The 18,666-nt window shown below is 61.1% G+C and carries 12 protein-coding genes and 1 tRNA gene; 9 read left to right on the top strand and 4 right to left on the bottom strand.

From position 1 onward, the window contains the following. The first annotated feature begins 220 nt into the window (after positions 1-220). The 3 genes from ACTFPK_RS07275 (at position 221) to ACTFPK_RS07265 (ending at position 9,255) form a co-directional block, all read left to right on the top strand. Positions 221-1,477 (top strand): GNAT family N-acetyltransferase, encoded by a 1,257-nt coding sequence (locus ACTFPK_RS07275; protein WP_274732798.1) that lies wholly within the window; start codon positions 221-223, stop codon positions 1,475-1,477. 347 nt (positions 1,478-1,824) lie between these two features. Then, on the top strand, positions 1,825-5,322 hold the full coding sequence (gene rpoB, locus ACTFPK_RS07270; protein ID WP_016443113.1) for a DNA-directed RNA polymerase subunit beta: 3,498 nt from the start codon (positions 1,825-1,827) through the stop codon (positions 5,320-5,322). A 45-nt stretch (positions 5,323-5,367) separates the two neighbouring features. After that, positions 5,368-9,255 carry a DNA-directed RNA polymerase subunit beta' gene (locus ACTFPK_RS07265; protein WP_126134684.1) on the top strand — a complete coding sequence of 1,296 codons (3,888 nt, stop codon included), beginning with the start codon at positions 5,368-5,370 and terminating at the stop codon, positions 9,253-9,255. A 289-nt stretch (positions 9,256-9,544) separates the two neighbouring features. Here the strand turns inward: ACTFPK_RS07265 and ACTFPK_RS07260 are convergent, their stop codons facing one another. The 3 genes from ACTFPK_RS07260 to ACTFPK_RS07250 form a co-directional block, all read right to left on the bottom strand. Next, complete coding sequence (locus tag ACTFPK_RS07260; protein WP_016443233.1) at positions 9,545-10,735, bottom strand: ABC transporter permease; 1,191 nt, start codon at positions 10,733-10,735, stop codon at positions 9,545-9,547. Further along, positions 10,735-11,760, bottom strand: a complete 1,026-nt coding sequence (locus tag ACTFPK_RS07255) for an ABC transporter ATP-binding protein (RefSeq protein WP_016443232.1) — start codon at positions 11,758-11,760, stop codon at positions 10,735-10,737. The genes ACTFPK_RS07260 and ACTFPK_RS07255 overlap by 1 nt, the downstream gene beginning before the upstream one ends. 198 nt (positions 11,761-11,958) lie before the next feature. Then, entirely contained in the window at positions 11,959-12,699 is a 741-nt protein-coding gene (locus tag ACTFPK_RS07250) for a TetR/AcrR family transcriptional regulator (protein ID WP_016443231.1), read from the bottom strand. 70 nt (positions 12,700-12,769) lie between these two features. On the opposite strand from ACTFPK_RS07250, the gene ACTFPK_RS07245 reads away from it, so the two are divergent. From ACTFPK_RS07245 to ACTFPK_RS07230, 4 genes are all read left to right on the top strand, one after another. Beyond that, positions 12,770-12,840 (top strand) — tRNA-Gln (locus ACTFPK_RS07245). Positions 12,841-12,908: 68 nt separating this feature from the next. Next, positions 12,909-13,991 (top strand): NTP transferase domain-containing protein, encoded by a 1,083-nt coding sequence (locus ACTFPK_RS07240; protein ID WP_439911383.1) that lies wholly within the window; start codon positions 12,909-12,911, stop codon positions 13,989-13,991. Between the two features lie 109 nt (positions 13,992-14,100). Next, positions 14,101-15,084 carry a ribose-phosphate diphosphokinase gene (locus tag ACTFPK_RS07235; protein ID WP_016443229.1) on the top strand — a complete coding sequence of 328 codons (984 nt, stop codon included), beginning with the start codon at positions 14,101-14,103 and terminating at the stop codon, positions 15,082-15,084. A gap of 220 nt (positions 15,085-15,304) precedes the next feature. Beyond that, the gene (locus tag ACTFPK_RS07230) at positions 15,305-16,066 is read left to right on the top strand and encodes a sulfite exporter TauE/SafE family protein (protein WP_231366724.1); all 762 of its coding nucleotides are present in this window, start codon (positions 15,305-15,307) and stop codon (positions 16,064-16,066) included. A gap of 86 nt (positions 16,067-16,152) precedes the next feature. Here the strand turns inward: ACTFPK_RS07230 and ACTFPK_RS07225 are convergent, their stop codons facing one another. Beyond that, positions 16,153-16,740: a hypothetical protein gene (locus ACTFPK_RS07225; RefSeq protein WP_439911382.1), complete on the bottom strand. Its 588-nt coding sequence runs from the start codon at positions 16,738-16,740 to the stop codon at positions 16,153-16,155. Positions 16,741-17,747: 1,007 nt separating this feature from the next. On the opposite strand from ACTFPK_RS07225, the gene ACTFPK_RS07220 reads away from it, so the two are divergent. Together ACTFPK_RS07220 and ACTFPK_RS07215 are read left to right on the top strand one after the other, a co-directional pair. Further along, positions 17,748-17,900, top strand: a complete 153-nt coding sequence (locus ACTFPK_RS07220; RefSeq protein ID WP_284891064.1) for a hypothetical protein — start codon at positions 17,748-17,750, stop codon at positions 17,898-17,900. A 45-nt stretch (positions 17,901-17,945) separates the two neighbouring features. Further along, a complete protein-coding gene (locus ACTFPK_RS07215; RefSeq protein WP_274736262.1) occupies positions 17,946-18,587 on the top strand; it encodes a 50S ribosomal protein L25/general stress protein Ctc in 642 nt (213 codons plus the stop codon). Positions 18,588-18,666 lie beyond the last annotated feature (79 nt).

The raw sequence follows: 18,666 nt of genomic DNA, 5'->3' as shown, positions 1-18,666 counted from the left end.
AGTTTCTCGACATCGCGGAGAGCGCGGCCTGCCCACTCACAAAGTGCAACGGCAACTACGTTAAGAAATTGTTTTGATGTCGTGGGGTTGCATCCTGTGGGCCCCGCTGTTGTGGGGTTGCATCCTGTGGGGTGTGGTGTTGTGGTGTTGCATCCTGTAGGCCCGGCGGCCGCGCCCGCGGCTAGCCCTTCGAAGAAAGCTCTCGACTACACTGGCACGGGTGAGCCTGGAAACAGATCCGGGTACTAGGTCGCGTACTAGGCCGGATACGAAGCCGGATACGAAGCCGGATACGAAGCCAGATACGAAGCCCGATCCGAAACTTGATCTGAAGCCGGGTGCGAGCCTGAAGAAGACAACGAAGACTAACGCGAAGACGAACGTGAAAATGACGCAGGAAACGACGACGAATCACAACCCCGAATCACGCCCAAACCAGAGCTCAATGCAGAACCCAATGCAGAGCTCAACGCAGAACCCAATGCAGAGCTCAACGCAGAACCCAATGCAGAACCCTACGCAGAGCTCGAAAAACAGCTCGAACCCGAGTTCGAGTGCAGCCCTGAGCTGGCGTCCGCTCACCCCGGGTGATATCCCTGCCTGGGCCGCACTGGGCGCGGCGGATCCTTCGCTGCTCCATTCGGACACCGAGCGCGATCTGCGCGATTTCCTCTCCAATCCGGAGGTTGATCCGGCCACCGAAACCCTCGCGCTCTACCGCGGGGAGCACCTCCTTGCCGGCGCTACGGTGTCCATTATGGGCGACGTCGACCAAGATGATGACTTGGATATTTATATCGGTTATGCCTGCCCGGACCTCACGTACCTCCCGGAGCTTCTCAGCCGGTGCGAGGAACTTGCCACCGGGCTTGCCGAGCGCTCCGAAATTCGCTATTCCGGACTGTCGGTGCAGGTGGCGCGTGACGATGACGCATCGGAAACGAACGCGGCGCTGGGGGAGCTCGGCTATCACCCCACCCGTAAGTACGAGGTAATGCGCCGCCCGGCCGCCGAACTTCCTGCCACTCACATAGCTGGAGTTAGCTTCCGCGCCCCCACGCTTGCCGACGAAGAACCGCTGCGCCTCGCCCATGCCGAAGCTTTCCATGACCATTACGGGCGTTATGATTACGACGCCGCATCCTGGCACTCCTTCCTCACCGGGTGGCGCATGCGTCTGGACTGCTCAGTCGTGGCGCACAGCGAAGAAACCGGTGCTGTGGTGGGCTATGCGCTGGCGAATGACTACGGCACGGAGCTGTACATCGAATACCTCGGATCTTTGCGCGCGGTGCGCGGGCGCGGAGTGGGTGGCCAGCTCGTGGATCGTGTTATTACGAACGCGGCGCGGGCCGGGTATGCCACCGTCGGATTGGACGTGGATACCCATAGCTCCACCGGAGCCGGCCGACTCTACGTTGCGCACGGTTTCGAAGGATACTGCGCTGAAGTGACCCTGGAAAAACGCTTGCGTTAGCGGAAAGTGACCACGCGGGGCCGCGGCGTCGTCGTGCTGGTGGAGGGGTGCGTTGAGCTGCCTCGACGCGCCCGCACTTGCATGTACGCCATTCTTGTGCGAAAGTACTTTCGGACGATGAAGTTCGGATGAGATACCGGTACCACCGCGCGCTGGTATCCCTATATGTGACCCCTCGCATAGGCCGGGGGCCTTGGTTCTTGCCGTTAAAACGTGTAGTGTAGAAACTTGCGTTGACACTCCTATGCCCTTGATCACCTCCGCAGCGCTTTTTGGCGTGATATCGCGGTTTTCGGTGAGGGTGACTGGATTGTCCTTCTGCCAGATTCGTCAGGGAAGGATCCACTTTGGCTGCTTCGCGCACATACTCGCTCGCTGCACATAACGGCAAGCCGGTTGTTGACCGCGTATCTTTCGCGAAAATCCATGAACCACTGCAAGTGCCGAATTTGCTCGGCCTCCAAACCGATAGTTTCGGTTGGCTGATCGGCTCGGATAAATGGGTCGCGGAAAACCCCGGCGCTCAGTCCGGGCTCGAAGAAATCTTCGAAGAAATTTCCCCGATCGAAAATGCCGCGCAAACCATGGGCCTGGTGCTCTCCGCCCCGCATCTCGAGGAACCGAAGTACTCCATCCTCGAATGCCGCGAACGTGACCTCACCTACTCGGCACCCCTGTACGTCACCGCGGAATTCCAGAACTACGAAACGGGTGAAATCAAGTCGCAGACCACTTTCATTGGCGACTTCCCGCTCATGACGGACCGCGGTACCTTCATCGTGAACGGTACCGAGCGCGTGGTTGTTTCCCAGCTGGTACGTTCCCCGGGTGTGTACTTCGAACGCACCGCGGATAAGACCTCCGATAAGGATATTTACAACACCAAGGTCATCCCCTCGCGCGGTGCCTGGCTGGAATTCGAAATCGATAAGCGCGATGCGGTGGGCGTGCGCGTGGACCGCAAGCGTAAGCAGTCCGTGACCGTATTCCTCAAGGCTCTGGGCATGACGGAATCGGAAATTCGCGAAACCTTCTCGGAATTCCCCATTCTCATTGACACCCTGGAAAAGGACACCGTCCACAACCAGGAAGAAGCCCTGCAGGATCTCTACCGCAAGCTGCGCCCGGGCGAACCGCCCACGGCGGAAGCTGGCCGTACCCTGCTCAATAACTTCTACTTCAACCCCAAGCGCTATGACACCGCGAAGGTGGGGCGCTACAAGATCAACAAGAAGCTGGGCCTGCCGGAAGATAACACCGCCCGCCAGCTCACGCTCACGGATATCACCGCGGCGCTGCGCTACCTCCTCGCCCTTCATCAGGGCATGGACCGCATGGGGGAGGACGGCGAATTCCCGACCATCCTCTGCGCTGAAGGCGCCACCCCGGTGCGCGTCAGCACCGATGATATTGACAACTTCTCCAACCGCCGGGTGCGCGCGGTCGGTGAGCTTATCCAGAACCAGGTGCGCACCGGTTTGGCGCGCCTGGACCGGATGGTGCGCGAACGCATGACCACTCAGGAAGTGGAAGCGATTACGCCCTCCTCGCTCATCAATATCCGGCCGATCGTCGCTGCGATTAAGGAGTTCTTCGGAACGTCCCAGCTCTCGCAGTTTATGGATCAGAACAACCCGTTGGCGGGCCTGACCCACAAGCGCCGCCTCTCGGCCCTGGGCCCGGGCGGTCTGTCCCGTGATCGTGCCGGCATGGAAGTGCGCGACGTGCACCCCTCGCATTACGGGCGCATGTGCCCCATCGAAACGCCGGAAGGCCCGAACATCGGCCTCATCGGTTCGCTGGCCTCCTTCGCGCAGATCAATTCCTTCGGCTTCATCGAAACGCCCTACCGGCGCGTGGTCGATGGTCGGGTCACGAATGAGATCGATTACCTCCAGGCCGGCGACGAAGATAACCACAATATCGCCCAGGCCGAAGCACCTATCGATGCGGATGGCCACTTCCTGGAAGAAGAAGCGCTCGTGCGCGTTCCGGGTGGCGAGCCGGCTCTCGTTCCGGTAGACGAAATCGATTACATGGACGTGTCCGCGCGCCAGATGGTCTCCATCGGTACCGGCATGATTCCCTTCCTCGAGCACGACGACGCCAACCGCGCCCTTATGGGTGCGAATATGCAGCGCCAGGCGGTGCCGCTGATCCGCCCGGTTTCCCCGTACGTGGGCACCGGCTGGGAGATGCGCTGCGCGGTTGACTCCGGTGACGTGACGGTGGCCGCGGCCCCCGGTGTGGTCACCGAAGTGGATGCCGATGCTGTGCACGTGGAACAAGACGACGGGCGCCACGTCATCTACAAGATGTCCAAGTTCGAGCGTTCCAACCCCGGTAACTGCATCAACCAGCGCGTGGTGGTCTCCGCCGGGGATCGCCTGGAGGCGGGCACTCTTATTGCCGACGGCGCAGCTACCGAAGGTGGCGAACTTGCGCTGGGGCAGAACTTGCTCGTGGCTTTCATGTCCTGGAATGGCTACAACTACGAAGACGCCATCATCCTCTCCGAGCGCTGCGTGCGCGATGACCTCCTCACCTCGATTCACATCGAGGAACACGAGGTTGATGCGCGCGATACCAAGCTCGGCCCCGAGGAAATCACTCGCGATATCCCCAATGTGTCCGAGGAAATGCTCTCGCATCTCGATGACCACGGGATTATTCGTATCGGTGCGGAAGTGCGCGCCGGCGATATTATCGTGGGCAAGATTACCCCCAAGGGTGAAACGGAGCTCACCAGCGAAGAGCGCCTGCTGCGCGCCATCTTCGGGGAAAAGGCCAAGGAAGTTCGCGATACCTCGCTGCGCGTCCCGCACGGCGAATCCGGCATCGTTATCGATATCCGCCAGTTCGACAAGGAAAATAACGACGAACTTCCCTCGGATGTCAACGAAACCGTTCGCGTTTACATTGCCCAGCGCCGCAAGATCACGGTGGGCGATAAGATGGCCGGCCGCCACGGAAATAAGGGCGTTATCTCCCGCATTCTTCCGGTGGAAGATATGCCTTTCATGGAAGATGGCACCCCGGTTGATATCATCCTCAACCCGCTGGGCGTTCCCGGCCGCATGAACCTCGGTCAGGTTTACGAATTGCACCTGGGTTGGGTGGCTTCCCGCGGTTGGGATGCCAGCGCCGCCCGCGAAGCGGGTGAAGAATGGGCCCTGCGCCTTCCGGAAGATACCGTCAAGGCCGCCCCGGGCACCCGGGTTGCCACTCCGGTATTCGACGGTCTGCAGGCCGATGAGCTGGATGGGCTGCTGCAGTCCACCCTGCCCGACGCGGAAGGCCACACCCTGGTCAATCGCTTCGGCAAGGCTCGCCTTTTCGATGGACGTACCGGCGATCCCTTCCCGGATCCGGTCTCGGTTGGCTACATGTACATGCTCAAGCTGCATCACCTTGTGGATGATAAGATCCACGCCCGCTCCACGGGTCCGTACTCGATGGTGACCCAGCAGCCGCTTGGTGGTAAGGCACAATTCGGTGGCCAGCGCTTCGGTGAAATGGAAGTGTGGGCCCTGGAAGCTTACGGTGCCGCGCACACCCTGCAGGAAATGCTCACGATCAAGTCCGACGACACCGTGGGCCGCGTCAAGGTGTACGAAGCCATCGTCAAGGGCGATAACGTCCCCGAAGCTGGTATTCCGGAATCCTTCAAGGTTCTCATGCAGGAAATGCGGTCGCTGTGCCTGAACGTGGCAGCTCTTGACGCCTCCGGGCAGGTCATTGACCTCCAGGATGCGGAAGAAGATCGTATGCGCGCTGCGGCCGGCCCGGAGGAGCCCGTGCTGCAGACCGGTCTGGAGGATCTGTCCACCGGAGCCGACTTCTAAACTCTCAAATCTTCTTAGTGGCGCACAACATCGGAAGTAGGAATCTTGCTCGACGTTAATCGTTTTGACCAGCTCCACATTGGTCTGGCAACCTCGGATGATATCCGTGCCTGGTCGCACGGTGAGGTGAAGAAGCCGGAAACTATCAACTACCGCACCCTCAAGCCGGAAAAGGACGGCCTGTTCGGTGAACAGATCTTCGGGCCCACCCGCGATTGGGAATGTGCCTGCGGTAAGTACAAGCGGCCGCGGTTCAAGGGTATTGTCTGCGAACGCTGCGGCGTGGAAGTCACCCGCTCGAAGGTGCGGCGCGAACGGATGGGCCATATTGAGCTCGCCGCTCCCGTCACCCATATTTGGTACTTCAAGGGCGTGCCTTCGCGCCTGGGCTACCTCCTGGACGTGGCCCCCAAGGACCTCGAAAAGGTCATCTACTTCGCCGCCTATATGGTGACCGAAGTTGATGAAGAGGCGCGCCGCGCGGATATGCCCACCCTCCAGTCTGAATACGAACTGGAGCGCCGCGCCCTGGAAAAGAACCGGGATGTCACCCTCGAAACCCGCCAGCAGGAGCTCGAAAAGGAGCTCGCGCAGGCGGAAGAAGATGGTGCCACCGATTCCCAGAAGCAGAAGATCAAGCGCCAGGCTGATAACGATCTCGCTAAGATCCGCAAGAATACGGATCGTGAACTCGAGCGCCTGGAAACCATGTGGGATCGCTTCACCAAGCTCAAGGTGGGGGACCTGGAAGGCGACGAAGATCTCTACCGGGAAATGGACGCGCACTACGGCGACTATTTCAAGGCCGCGCGCGGTGCGGAAGCGATCCAGGCTCGGCTGCGCTCTTTCGACCTGCAGGCCGAACACGACCGCCTCGTTGAGATCATCGAATCGGGTACCGCTCAGCGCAAGGCTCGCGCCCTCAAGCGCATCAAGGTGGTTAACGCTTTCCTGCACTCGGATACCAAGCCCGAATCGATGGTGCTTGATGCGCTGCCGGTGATCCCGCCGGATCTGCGCCCCATGGTGCAGCTGGACGGTGGCCGTTTCGCGACCTCCGATCTCAACGACCTCTACCGCCGTGTGATCAACCGGAATAACCGCCTCAAGCGCATGCTTGACCTGGGTGCTCCGGAGATCATGGTCAATAACGAAAAGCGCATGCTCCAGGAATCCGTGGACGCGCTCTTCGATAACGGCCGGCGCGGGCGCCCGGTGCAGGGTGCCGGCAACCGTCCCCTCAAGTCGCTCTCCGATATGCTCAAGGGCAAGCAGGGCCGCTTCCGCCAGAACCTCCTGGGTAAGCGCGTGGATTACTCGGGCCGCTCCGTGATCGTGGTGGGCCCGACCATGAAGCTGCACCAGTGCGGGCTGCCGCGCGTCATGGCTCTCGAGCTCTTCAAGCCCTTCGTGCAAAAGCGCCTCGTGGACCTGGAAATCGCCAAGAATATCAAGGCATCCAAGCGTTTTATCGACCGCCAGCGCCCCGAGGTGTGGGACGTCCTCGAAGAGGTTATGCGCGAACACCCGGTGCTCCTCAACCGCGCCCCAACCCTGCACCGCCTGGGTATTCAGGCGTTTGAGCCGCTCATGATTGAAGGCAAGGCTATCCGCCTGCACCCGCTGGTGTGCTCCGCTTTCAACGCAGACTTCGACGGCGACCAGATGGCTGTACACCTCCCGCTCTCCGTGGAGGCCCAGGCCGAGGCCCGCATCCTCATGCTCTCCTCGAATAACATCCTCAAGCCTTCTGACGGGCGCCCCGTGACCATGCCTTCGCAGGACATGGTTATCGGGCTGTTCTACCTGACATCTCAGGTCGACGGCGCCACCGGGGAAGGCCGATCCTTCACCTCCATTGATGAAGCGCGGATGGCCTATGACATGGGCAGTCTCGATCTCAATGCCAAGGTTAAGATCCGTTTCGAAGCGGATGTTGTTCCCCCGCGCGGCTGGAAGGCTCCGGAGAACTTCGAAGAAGGGGATCGGCTGCTGCTGGAAACCACCCTGGGCCGCGCGATCTTCAATGATTCGCTCCCCGTGGACTTCCCCTACGTCAACGAGACGGTCGACAAGAAGGTGCTGGGCGGCATCGTCAATCGGCTGGCCGAACGCTACGAAAAGGTCTACGTAGCTGCCTCGCTGGACGCCCTGAAGTCCGCCGGTTTCTACTGGGCCGGGCGCTCCGGCGCCACCATTGCGGTATCGGACGTCGTCGTACCCGAATCGAAGCCGGAAATTTTGGCGGAAGCCGAAAAGAAGGCCGCGGTTATCGAAAACCAGTTCCTCACCGGTCGTATCGAGGACGAGGATCGCCGTCGCGACCTCGTGGATCTCTGGTCCGAAGTCACGGACGCGATCGCCGTGGAGATGCGTGAAAACTTCACCGCGGATAACACCGTGAACCGCATGGTGTCCTCCGGGGCGCGCGGTAACTGGGAACAGGTTCGTCAGATTGCCGGTATGCGCGGTCTGGTTGCTGACCCGAAGGGAGCGATTATTCCCCGCCCGATTACCTCGAATTACCGCGAGGGCCTCTCGGTTCTCGAATACTTCGTGGCGACCCACGGTGCCCGCAAGGGCCTGGCGGATACCGCGTTGCGTACCGCCGACTCCGGGTACCTTACCCGCCGTCTCGTGGACGTGGCGCAGGATGTTATCGTGCGCGAATCCGATTGCGGGACCAGTCGCGGCCTGCTGAAGACCATCGCAGAAAAGGGCGCGGACGGCACTCTCGTTCCCGATCCGCAGCTGGATACCTCGGTGTACGCTCGCACGCTGGCCAAGGATGTAGTTTCCGACGACGGCGAAGTGTTGGCGGCGGCCGGAACCGATCTGGGCGATGCGATTATCGAACACCTCATCGAGAACGGTGTCACTCAGGTATCGGTGCGTTCGGTGCTGACCTGCCAGTCGCGTACCGGCACCTGCGCCAAGTGCTACGGCCGCTCCATGGCCACCGGCAAGCTCGTTGATATTGGCGAGGCCGTGGGTATCGTGGCCGCTCAGTCCATTGGTGAACCGGGTACCCAGCTGACGATGCGTACCTTCCACACCGGTGGTTCGGCCTCCGCGGACGACATCACCCAGGGTCTTCCCCGTGTGCAGGAACTCTTCGAAGCCCGTACCCCGAAGGGTGAGGCACCGATCGCGGAAGCGGCCGGGCACCTCCAGATCGAGGACGGGGAACGCGTGCGTCGCCTCATTATTCAGCGCGACGACGGCGAAGAAGACCTTGTCTACCAGGTCGCCAAGCGAGCCAAGCTCTTCGTCCCCGAAGGTGGCCACGTCAATGTGGGCCAGCAGCTCGTGGAAGGCAGTGTCGACCCCAAGAAGGTGCTGCGTATTTCCGGCCGTCGGGTGGCTCAGGAACATATCGTTTCCGAAGTGCAGGCCGTGTACCGCTCCCAGGGTGTGGAAATCCACGATAAGCACATTGAGGTTATTGTGCGCCAGATGCTGCGCCGTATTACCGTGCTGGAAGCGGGAACCACGAAACTGCTGCCGGGCGAATTGGTGGACGTGGCGCGCTTTGAAGATGAGAACCGCGCGGCGATGGCCGAAGGCGGCAAGCCCGCCTCCGGGCGCCCGGAGCTTATGGGTATTACCAAGGCCTCCCTGGCTACGGATTCCTGGCTCTCGGCTGCCTCCTTCCAGGAGACCACCCGCGTCCTCACCGAGGCCGCGCTCAATTCCAAGTCCGATCCGCTCGAGGGTCTGAAGGAAAACGTTATCCTCGGTAAGCTCATCCCGGCCGGTACCGGTCTGGAGACGATGCGCTCGGCCAAGATCGAACCGACTGCCGAAGCTCGGGTGGAGTTCGAAAAGAACAACGGCTTTGCCGCCACCGATTTCGACATGTTCGATGACACCTTCCCGTATACCGACTTCCAAGAGTTCGATCTCGGAGCCGGCTACGGAATGTTCTCCTAAACAAGTTCCCCGGTAGCGGGGGAGTTCCCAGCGGGGGGGGGCCGGGGGGGGCGCCCCCCCGCGGGGGGCTCCGAAAAAAAAAAACCCGGCCCGGCCCCCAAAACCAGTTTTTAATAAAAAAAAAACACCCCAACCTTTTAAGGCTCCAACAGTTCACCTGCAAGCGCAGCGCCTTCAAGCACCGCGCGTTCAAACGCGACACGCGTTTCAAGCACGACGACGCCGTTGGGGGCCCGGCCCACCCCCCCGGCCCCCCCACGCTTGTCGTCGTCGTGCTTACATTCGAAGGCTAGGCAGCCTTACGGAAAATCTGCGTGAGCTTGACGCGCTCACCCATCCGCAAAATCGAGCGTTCGTAAATCTTGCCGGCCAGGATCGCCAGGAGGAAGACCCCGAGGGCATTGATGCCGACGGCGGCCAGTTCTTCCAGGAGCGGGACCTCGCCGATCGCGGTGCGCATGGGCATCATGAACGGGCCGAAGAAAGGCAGCACGGAGAGGATCTTCGTGATCGCGGCTTCCGGAAGCGCCGGAATGAGGTAGATCGCGGTGTAGAAGGGGATGAACTGGATAAACATGACCGGGGTGTTGATGCCGGCCAGGTCTTCCTGGCGGGACACCGTGGCAGCCAGTCCGCCCACCAGCGCGGTGGCCGTGAAGTAGCCGAGCACCATCCACAGGACCGTGCGCGCCACCATGCCGGCCAGCCCGAATTCCTGGAGGAAACTGAGATCGGGGAACAGCCCGGAAATGGTCACGCCGGTGATAATTGCGCCGATATAGCCGAAGAGGATGACTACCCAGCCGGCGCCCAGGCCCAGCACTTTGCCGAGGAGCAGGACGCGCGGGCGAACCGTCGTCAAAATAATTTCCACTACGCGCGAAGATTTTTCTTCGACGACGCCGGCGCCCACCGCGCCGATTCCGCCCATCACCATGAAGAAAATCAGCATGGCGCTGACCGAGCCGATCAGGAAACCAATGGGATTAGCTCCGATGCCGGAGGGAGTGTAATTCACCGTCTGCACCTGAAGATTATTAATCGCATCCAGGTGGGCGAGGACCGTGGCATCCACCCCGGATTCCTCCAGCAGGTAGGTGCTCAGGATCTTCTTGAGAGCGGGAAGCTCCTTCGGGTCCGGGGAGGTGGCCACGATCTGCGGATCGAGCGCGGTACCGGAAATTCCGATCTCCGCTTCCGGTTCGTCAACCGCCAGCTCGGCAGCGATATTGGAGGTCGGGAGTGCGGAGAAACCGGCGCTCTCGAGATAGGGCTGGAGCTCCGCGGCGCCGGCCTCCAGGTAAATACCCTGGGCTTGCGGGGCCGGCCCTGCTCCGGCGGCTTCATCATCCCCGCCCAGGAAAACGCGGCCCGCGAAACCTGCCACAATAGCAATCACCCATATCACCGCCAGGGAAATCATGGTGGCGCGGGAGGCAAAAACGTTCTTGAACTCGCGTGCGAAAACAATGCGTACCATTACTTAGCCTTCTTTCCGAACAGCGAGCCGAACAGGCCACGCTTTTTCTTGGTGGTGGCCGCATCGCCTTCTTCTTCCGTGGAAGGCACCTGGACGACGTCGCGGAACAATTCCGTGAGGTGAGGGCGGCGCTGGGCGAATTCCACCACGGTGCCGGCCTGCTGGGCCGCGTTGAGAAGCGCGGCGGTGGGGTCGGCGGTTCCCGCGGCGGCCGGGGTTTCCACGAGCACGCGGGTAATTCCCGCACTCAGCGGCGCCTCTGACGTTCCGGCCAGCGGATCGGGCTGGACGGTAAATCCGGCCTGGGTGAGGGCCGTGCGCAGCGTGGCTTCTGCTGCCCGTACCGCCAGCGCGTAGGGCGGATTCCCGGCATTGCGCAATTCATCAACGGTGCCGCGAGCCACGATATTTCCGCCCGCGAGAATTCCCACGCTATCGCATAGGCGTTCCACCAGGTCAAGCTGGTGCGAGGAGAAAATAACCGGGACGCCTTCGTCTGCCTTCTGGCGTAGCGTTTCGCTCATGGTGCGTACCGCTACCGGATCCAGCCCGGAGAAAGGTTCATCAAGAATGAGCAGTTCCGGATCGTGAATAAGGGCGGCGGCCAGCTGCACGCGCTGCTGGTTACCGAGGGAAAGTTTCTGGACGGCATCCTCCTGGCGTGACCCCACCCCGAGGCGATCAGTCCAGCGCTCCATGGCGGCCCGCGCCGCATCCGGGCTCATCCCGTGCAGGCGCGCGAAATACATCAGCTGCTTATCGACCGGCATTTTCGGGTAGAGACCGCGCTCTTCAGGCATATAGCCGATGCGCTGGCGCGCCGCGAAATCAATAGGGCCACCATTCCAGGTCACCTGCCCGGAATCTTTACTCAGGAGGCCGAGCATAATGCGCATTGCAGTGGTTTTCCCAGCGCCGTTCGAGCCGACGAAACCGAAGATTTCACCGGGGCGAACCGCGAAGGTGAGATTTTGCAATACTTTGCGCGACCCGAAACTCTTGGAGATGTTCTCAACGGAGAGCATAAGGGGTATGTCCTTGCTATTGTTCGATTGATGAATTTTCCAGGGTAGCACGCCACGCGTCCAGACACGGGCAACCGTCGCGTGCAAGACCGGTGACGTCACCTAGAGCGCCATCGTTCTATTTGCGTGTCGCCGTCCATTCTATGCCACAGCCCAGGTGAAACCTAGAATAAGAAAGGGAGATGGGCCGGATTGCGGCTAGTGCCCGCCGCGGGTGAGCAGGCGCGGCTGTGATTCCAGCCCGCGCAAGCCGTTCCACATAAAATTCACCACGTGTTCCGCCACGGTCTCTTTATCGGGTTGGCGCACATCCACCCACCACTGGCCCACCTGGCCGAGCGCCCCGGCCAGCGTCTGCCCGTAAATACGTGCGTATTGGGGAGAGATACCGTTGCGCCCGAGCATGGGCGCGAGTAAATCGGAGGCGTAATCAGCCACATCCGCGATCACGGTGGAGAAGGAATCCCCGCCGAGCGTAGCTGGCGAGCGCTGCACAAGGAGGCGAAAACCGTCGTCGTTATGCTCGATATAATCCAGCACGGCGACGACGATGGACTCAAGCACTTCGCGCTCGGGCAGCCCAATGTTCATACGCGCGGAGAGTAATTCCGTGAGGGTGACGAGCTCGCGATCCACCACTACGTTGTAAATGCCTTCTTTGGAGCCGAAGTGCTCGTACACAACGGGCTTGGATACTTGGGCGGCCGCGGCGATTTCTTCAATGGAGACCCCGTCAAAACCCTGCGCCGCGAAAAGTTCCCGCGCCACACCCACCAATTGTTTACGCCTGTCTGCCCGCGACATGCGCACCCGTTTCTTTTCCGAGGCGGGGGCAGGTGTGGTGGTGGCAGCGGTGTTCTGGGTGGGGTCAGTGAGCGTGTTGTCGGCGGCGCGGGCGGCATCGACGCCGTTCGTACCCTCAGGCGAGGTCTGTTTCATACTTAGTATTATGCCAGGAGCGCTTCGGTCAGCTAGACTATACCGGTGCCGGCCCGCGCGTCGGCAGTTCTCCGCCATGGTGTAACGGCAACACAGCGGTCTTTGGAACCGTTATTCTAGGTTCGAATCCTAGTGGCGGAACGTTTTCGGGCGCAGCGTCAGCGTCCGTGGCGAAATATAGGGCGCATCGCCGCCGGAAAAGGGAAGGCATGGATCTCTCCGCTGTCGTCATCCTGGCTGCTGGCCAGGGAACTCGCATGAAATCAGCCACCCCGAAACTTTTGCATGAGGTGTGCGGCCGCACGCTGCTCGGGCACGCCATCACTGCTGCCCGCAGCCTGAATCCCCAGCATATCGTGGTGGTGGTGCGCCACGAACGGGACCGAGTGGCCGCCCACGCGCTTGAACTAGATGATTCGGTCATTATTGCCGACCAGGATGAAATCAAGGGGACGGGCCGCGCTGTATGGTGCGGAATGGAAGCTCTGGGTGCGAGCGTGACCGGTCCGGTTCTCGTTATGGCCGGGGATACCCCGCTTTTGGGTGGGGAGATTCTCGGGGAGCTCGCGCGCGCCCACGGGAACGGTGGTGGCGGGAACGACGCCGCAGCTACCGCCTCGGCTACTCCCGCCAGCCCCGCTGTCACCGTGCTGAGCGCCCGGGTGCCAGATCCGGCTGGCTACGGGCGGATTGTGCGCGATGGGGAAGGAACCATCTGCGCCGTCGTAGAAGATAAAGACGCAAGTACGCAGCAGCGTGCCATCAACGAAATAAATACTTCCACGTATATTTTCGATGCTGCATTTTTGCGCGAGGCGCTGGCGGGCCTGGGCACGGATAACGCCCAGGGGGAAATGTACCTGACCGATGTTGTGGCGCGGGCCTATCAACTCGGCGCCGGAGTGGGCTCCTACGTGAGCAGTGATTACCTGGCTGCGGAAGGTGCGAATGATCTTGTCCAGCTCGCGGCCCTGCGCAGGGAAATGAATCGGCGCATCGGGGAGCGGTGGATGCGCAGCGGGGTGAGCATTATTGATCCGGCCACGGCGTGGATTGACGTCCAGGTGGAGCTGGAGCCGGATTGCGTCGTCGAACCTCATACTATTTTGCGCGGGACCACGCGGGTTGCGCGGTTCGGGCATGTGGGGCCCGGGGAGCTTGCCAACGTCATCGTGGAAGAGGGCGCGCGGGCGCGGCACGTGTACCTGCGCGATTGCCTGATCCCAGCCGGGAGATGCGCCCGGCACGCGGTGGCTCTCGGGGAGGCGCCGCAGCACCGCTGTGGCGGGTAAACATTGTTCTGCTGGTAAACACCGTTTACCAGGTAGCGGGTAGCGCCGCGATCACATAAGCTGACAACGTCGAAAAACCCAAGCAGGCGAAACACATCGGGGGAGCACAATGAGCACGGGAATGCGGGTATCGAACGATAAGCGGCTGGTCCTAGCCACGGGCCGCGCTTATCCGGAGCTGGCGGAGGAGGTTGCGCGCTGCCTCCATATCAGCATGCTGCCCACCACCATTTACGATTTCGCGAATTCGGAAATTTACATCCGCTATGAGGAGTCCATCCGCGGGGCGGATGTTTTTATTATGCAGGCCTTCAGCAGCCCCATTAATAAGTGGCTGATGGAGACGCTGCTTATGGTGGATGCGGCCAAACGCGCTTCGGCCAAGCGCATCACCGTGGTGGCGCCGTATTATCCCTACGCCCGCCAGGATAAGAAGCACAAGGGCCGCGAACCGATTTCCGCGCGGCTGGTGGCTGATCTTCTCAAGACGGCCGGCGCGAACCGCATTATGAGCGTGGATTTGCACGCCGCGCAAAGCCAGGGTTTCTTCGATGGGCCGGTGGATCACCTGTGGGCGATGCCCACCCTGGTCGAATACGTCCGCTCCATTATTACCGGCGACGACGCCGTTATGGTCTCACCCGATGCCGGCCGTATTAAGGTGGCCGAGCAGTGGTCCTCGCGCCTGGGCGGAATTCCGCTGGCTTTCGTGCATAAGACCCGCAATATCGAGAAAGCGAATACCGCGAAGGCCAACCGTGTGGTTGGCGATGTGGCCGGTAAAACCGCCATTATTGTCGATGACATGATTGACACGGCAGGCACGCTGGTCGGCGCGATCCGCGTTGTTAAGGATGCCGGTGCCAAAGACGTGATCGTGGCGGCCACCCACGCGCTGCTTTCCGGGGAAGCGGTGGAGCGGCTCTCGAACGCTCCGATTCGCGAACTTGTGGTGACCGATACCGTGCCGATTCCCGATGAGAAGCGTTTTAAGGGCCTGACGGTGCTCTCGATTGCTCCCACACTGGCCCGTGCCATTGACGAAGTGTTCGAGGACGGCTCGGTGACCTCGCTGTTTGACGGCGCGTACTGAGTGTGAGGTAGCCTCACGAGGAGGCGCTGGTGCGCTGGAGCGTACCGGCGCCTCCATTGTTGTGGTGGGAGCCCGGTACTTAGTGGGAGCCCGGTGCTTAATGGGAGCCCGGTACTTTCCGGGGTTGGGAAGCTAGTAGTTGATGCGGCTAAGAAGCCAGTGCTCAATGTAGCTGGGGAACCAGTACTTGACGCGGCTAGGAAGGAAGATAACGCACGTGGTGGTCACATCGACTTGGGCGCTGTCCGTACTTGTCTTTGCTACTGGTCTGGTTGGCGGCATCGTGGGGTACCTGACCGGAGTGGCATCGTTGGTCACCTACCCGGCCCTCCTCGCCCTCGGATTCCCACCGATTACCGCCAATGTCACGAATGCGATCAATAATTTCGGGAGCAGCCTGGGGTCTGTACTCACCGGCTGGCGGTCCATGCGGGCGGTGCAGGCCTACCCGCTGTGGCCGCAGATGTTTATCAGCGCGGTGGGCGGAGCTATCGGCGCGGTGCTGCTCCTGGCTTTCGACCCGAAAGTTTTTGAGTTCGTGGTGCCCTGGCTGGTGCTCATCGCCACCCTCTCCACATTGATCGGCCCCTACCTGGAGCGACGCGGCATTCACGCTAATATTCCGGTTCCCACTTTCCTGGTGCTGGTGGGAGTGCTGGGCGTGTACGGAGGTTATTTCGGGGCGGCCTCCGCGGTTGTTTATCTTGGCATCGCCGCGATCCTCACCCCGATGACCACCCACGAAGCGCTGCTGCTCAAATCCCCGGTGCTGGGCTGCGCTAATCTCACGGCCCTGCTCTTCTTCATCTGGTCCGGGGAAGTGGACTACGCGGCGGCGCTCACCATGATGCTCGGCGGGTTGCTCGGCGGAATGGTGGGCCCACACCTCCAGCGTTTCCTCCCCGGTGGTGTGGTGCGCTGGCTGGTCGGCATATTCGGAACCGCACTCGCGATCTGGTTGTTGCTGCGCGCGCTGGGATAGGGCGGCGTCGAGCAAGCCCTGCGAGAATGTGTGTGGCTGCCGTAATTCCTGGTCGGCCACCGACTCAGGTCCTTACCTCTACCGGCTCATTCCCTCACCCGCCACCCGCGCTGGCGGAATGCCTCGGCCAGGCGAGCGGTTGCGGGAACTTCGCCGCTCGTGATGCGCGGAAGCGCGGGCCTGCCCGGGTTGAACATCGTGCGGACGAGCTGCCGGGGAAGGCGGAGATCCGGGTGGAAAACCTGCAGTTCGATCCAGCCGTAGCTGGTGCGGAGCTCTCGCCGCTGGCGATCCTTGACCTGCTGAGAGGCGTCTCGGTGAGGTGCGCCGTCGTACTCCACAATAATGCGCTGCTCCTCGAAGAGCATATCGGGCTGGCCGAGCGAGCGGCCGTCGGGGGCGAGAAGTCGCTGGTTGAGGCGCGGTTCCGGGAATCCCGCCATGGCGATAATGAGCCGCAGTAGGGTTTCCATCGGTGAATCCGCACCCACCCGCGCCCAGGCCAGCGCCGCGCGGAAGTGCACCACAAAATTCCAGTTCGGGTGTTCGGCCAGGAAAGTCTCCAGTCCCTCGCGGGTGGTGTAGGGCGCCGACCTCCCCTCGAAGCGCCGACGAGGAATGCGCAGGAGCGCGTCGATTGCCGCGATGAGCTGGTAAAACGATAGATCCGGCACGCTCGCCAGAACAGCACGCGGCCGCGACGCAATGCGCAGGTTACCACCGGGCGTGCGGATCGTTTCTATGTCGCTGTCCAGCAGCTGCGTGCGATCCCAGCGGATAAGGGGGTGGGAATGTGGGTAGTTTTTTTGAAGGGGATGAGAGGTTTACCGGTTTAGAGCTGTCCCATGTCACTAGACGAGGTGGTAGTGGTAATCCCCAAAGGCGCACTGCGGAGCTCCCTGTTACCACGCTTGTAGGAAATCTATGAAGGAGAGCAAGAAGAACGTCGACTTCCGTTATGTCACGTTTGGTGTCCCGATAAATTCCGGGTGCTAGCCGCTCGAAACGCCGATGTCTGGTGAAGGACCTAGGTAACCCAAGCTTATCGAGCTGCGGGAGACTAAAGATGGGAGGATGTAGTGGAAGATCTCGGATTCGTTTGCTCATGGGGTGAGTATTGAGCCTCACGGTCATTTGGGCAAGGTGCTATCCACAGGAACAAGAGGTTATCCACAAGCGAAAGCCGACCGGGAATCGCTTGAAGGTGCCGCTAGCGTGCCTCCACAGGTGCGCCAAAACAAAATGTACGTGGGTGACAGTTTTTCGGCGTTTTAATGTCCAGGATGTACATTTTGTGGGTCTTAAGGTTCAAAATGCACGTTTTGTGGGTGGGAAAGGGTGGTACGACGACGGCGCCAGCTGGCGGGGCGGATTCTAGCGAGGCGGATGGTGTGGCAACGTGGGCATTCCGGGGTTGAGCAGCCCGTGACGGCGTGGCTGCGTGCGTATGCCCAGGTCAGGCGGGTGTGAGTGCGTTGCGGTGAGTCGAGGTTTTTGGGCGCGGGTCGCGGGTGTGCCAGTGGGTGTGCCAGTGGAGCGGGCTGGCGGTGAGGCGCTGGTAGGGCAGGAAGGGCACGGGGTATGTGAGGAGCGGCAAAAAACTTTGTTTTTTGCCGCCGTCGCCCTAAAATTGACGGCGTTGCTTCGGCGAGGGAGGGAGCTCAAAGCGCGGAATCACCTGGTGAACCTGCGGGCAGGGGAGCTGGGAACGGGATCCGCGCTCGCGAACTTTTCCGTTATCGACGCGGCAGGCGCTCCTTCGGGTGGCCTGCTTTACGAGGCCACCACCCGGCGCGGTCTGCGCGCCTCGGGTGTTCATATTGACAATATCTAGGTCAGCCCGTCATTCGGGTGACCGGTAATACAACGAAGGAGAATCATGGCTATTGATGCTGCCAAGCTGACTGCCGAAACCCGTGATGAATTTGGCAAGGGTGCGGCTCGCCGCCTGCGCCGCGATGGGCGCGTTCCCGCGGTGCTTTACGGGCACGGGATTGAGCCGGTGCACGTGCACCTGGATGCGCACGACATGTTCCTCGCGGTCAAGGGCAATCCGAATGCCCTGGTCAGCCTTACTATTGATGGTGAATTGAGCCTCGCGCTGGTCAAGGACATTCAGCGCAATCCGCTCTCGCGCTCCATTGAGCACGTTGACTTCCTGCGCGTCAAGCGCGATGAAAAGGTCGAGGTTGAAATTCCGGTGGTCGTTGTGGGCGAACCGGCTCCGGGCCTTATCAACACCCTCGAACTCCTCAATATTCTGGTGTCTGCCCCGGCAATCGATATTCCGGAATCCATCGAGGTCAACGTCGAAGGTCTCGAAGATGGCGCACGTATCACCGTTGCGGACCTCAAGCTTCCCGAGGATGTGGAAGCCCTGGTTGACGGTGAAGAAATCGTCTCCCTGGTCATGGAGCCTCAGGTTGATAAGGCGCTGGAAGAAGCCGATGCCGCTATGGCCGAAGCTCAGGCAGAAGAAGCAGCCGAAGAAGCGGCAGCTTCCGAAGGTGCCGGCGAGTAAATCAGCAATGCACCCCACTCGCCACGAGTGACTTTCACGCGGCCGCGGACGCAATGTCCGCGGCCGCGTGCCATGTCGG

It is taken from the genome of Actinotignum sp. UMB0459, from assembly GCF_051905915.1.
GTDB lineage: Bacteria > Actinomycetota > Actinomycetes > Actinomycetales > Actinomycetaceae > Actinotignum > Actinotignum sanguinis.
This window is presented reverse-complemented; position numbering and strand designations above follow the sequence as displayed.

Coding starts and splice junctions, on each gene's coding strand:
- ACTFPK_RS07260 (WP_016443233.1), bottom strand. CDS start 10,735: ATGGTACGCATTGTTTTCGCACGCGAGTTCAAGAACGTTTTTGCCTCC.
- ACTFPK_RS07255 (WP_016443232.1), bottom strand. CDS start 11,760: ATGCTCTCCGTTGAGAACATCTCCAAGAGTTTCGGGTCGCGCAAAGTA.
- ACTFPK_RS07250 (WP_016443231.1), bottom strand. CDS start 12,699: ATGAAACAGACCTCGCCTGAGGGTACGAACGGCGTCGATGCCGCCCGC.
- ACTFPK_RS07240 (WP_439911383.1), top strand. CDS start 12,909: ATGGATCTCTCCGCTGTCGTCATCCTGGCTGCTGGCCAGGGAACTCGC.
- ACTFPK_RS07235 (WP_016443229.1), top strand. CDS start 14,101: ATGAGCACGGGAATGCGGGTATCGAACGATAAGCGGCTGGTCCTAGCC.
- ACTFPK_RS07215 (WP_274736262.1), top strand. CDS start 17,946: ATGGCTATTGATGCTGCCAAGCTGACTGCCGAAACCCGTGATGAATTT.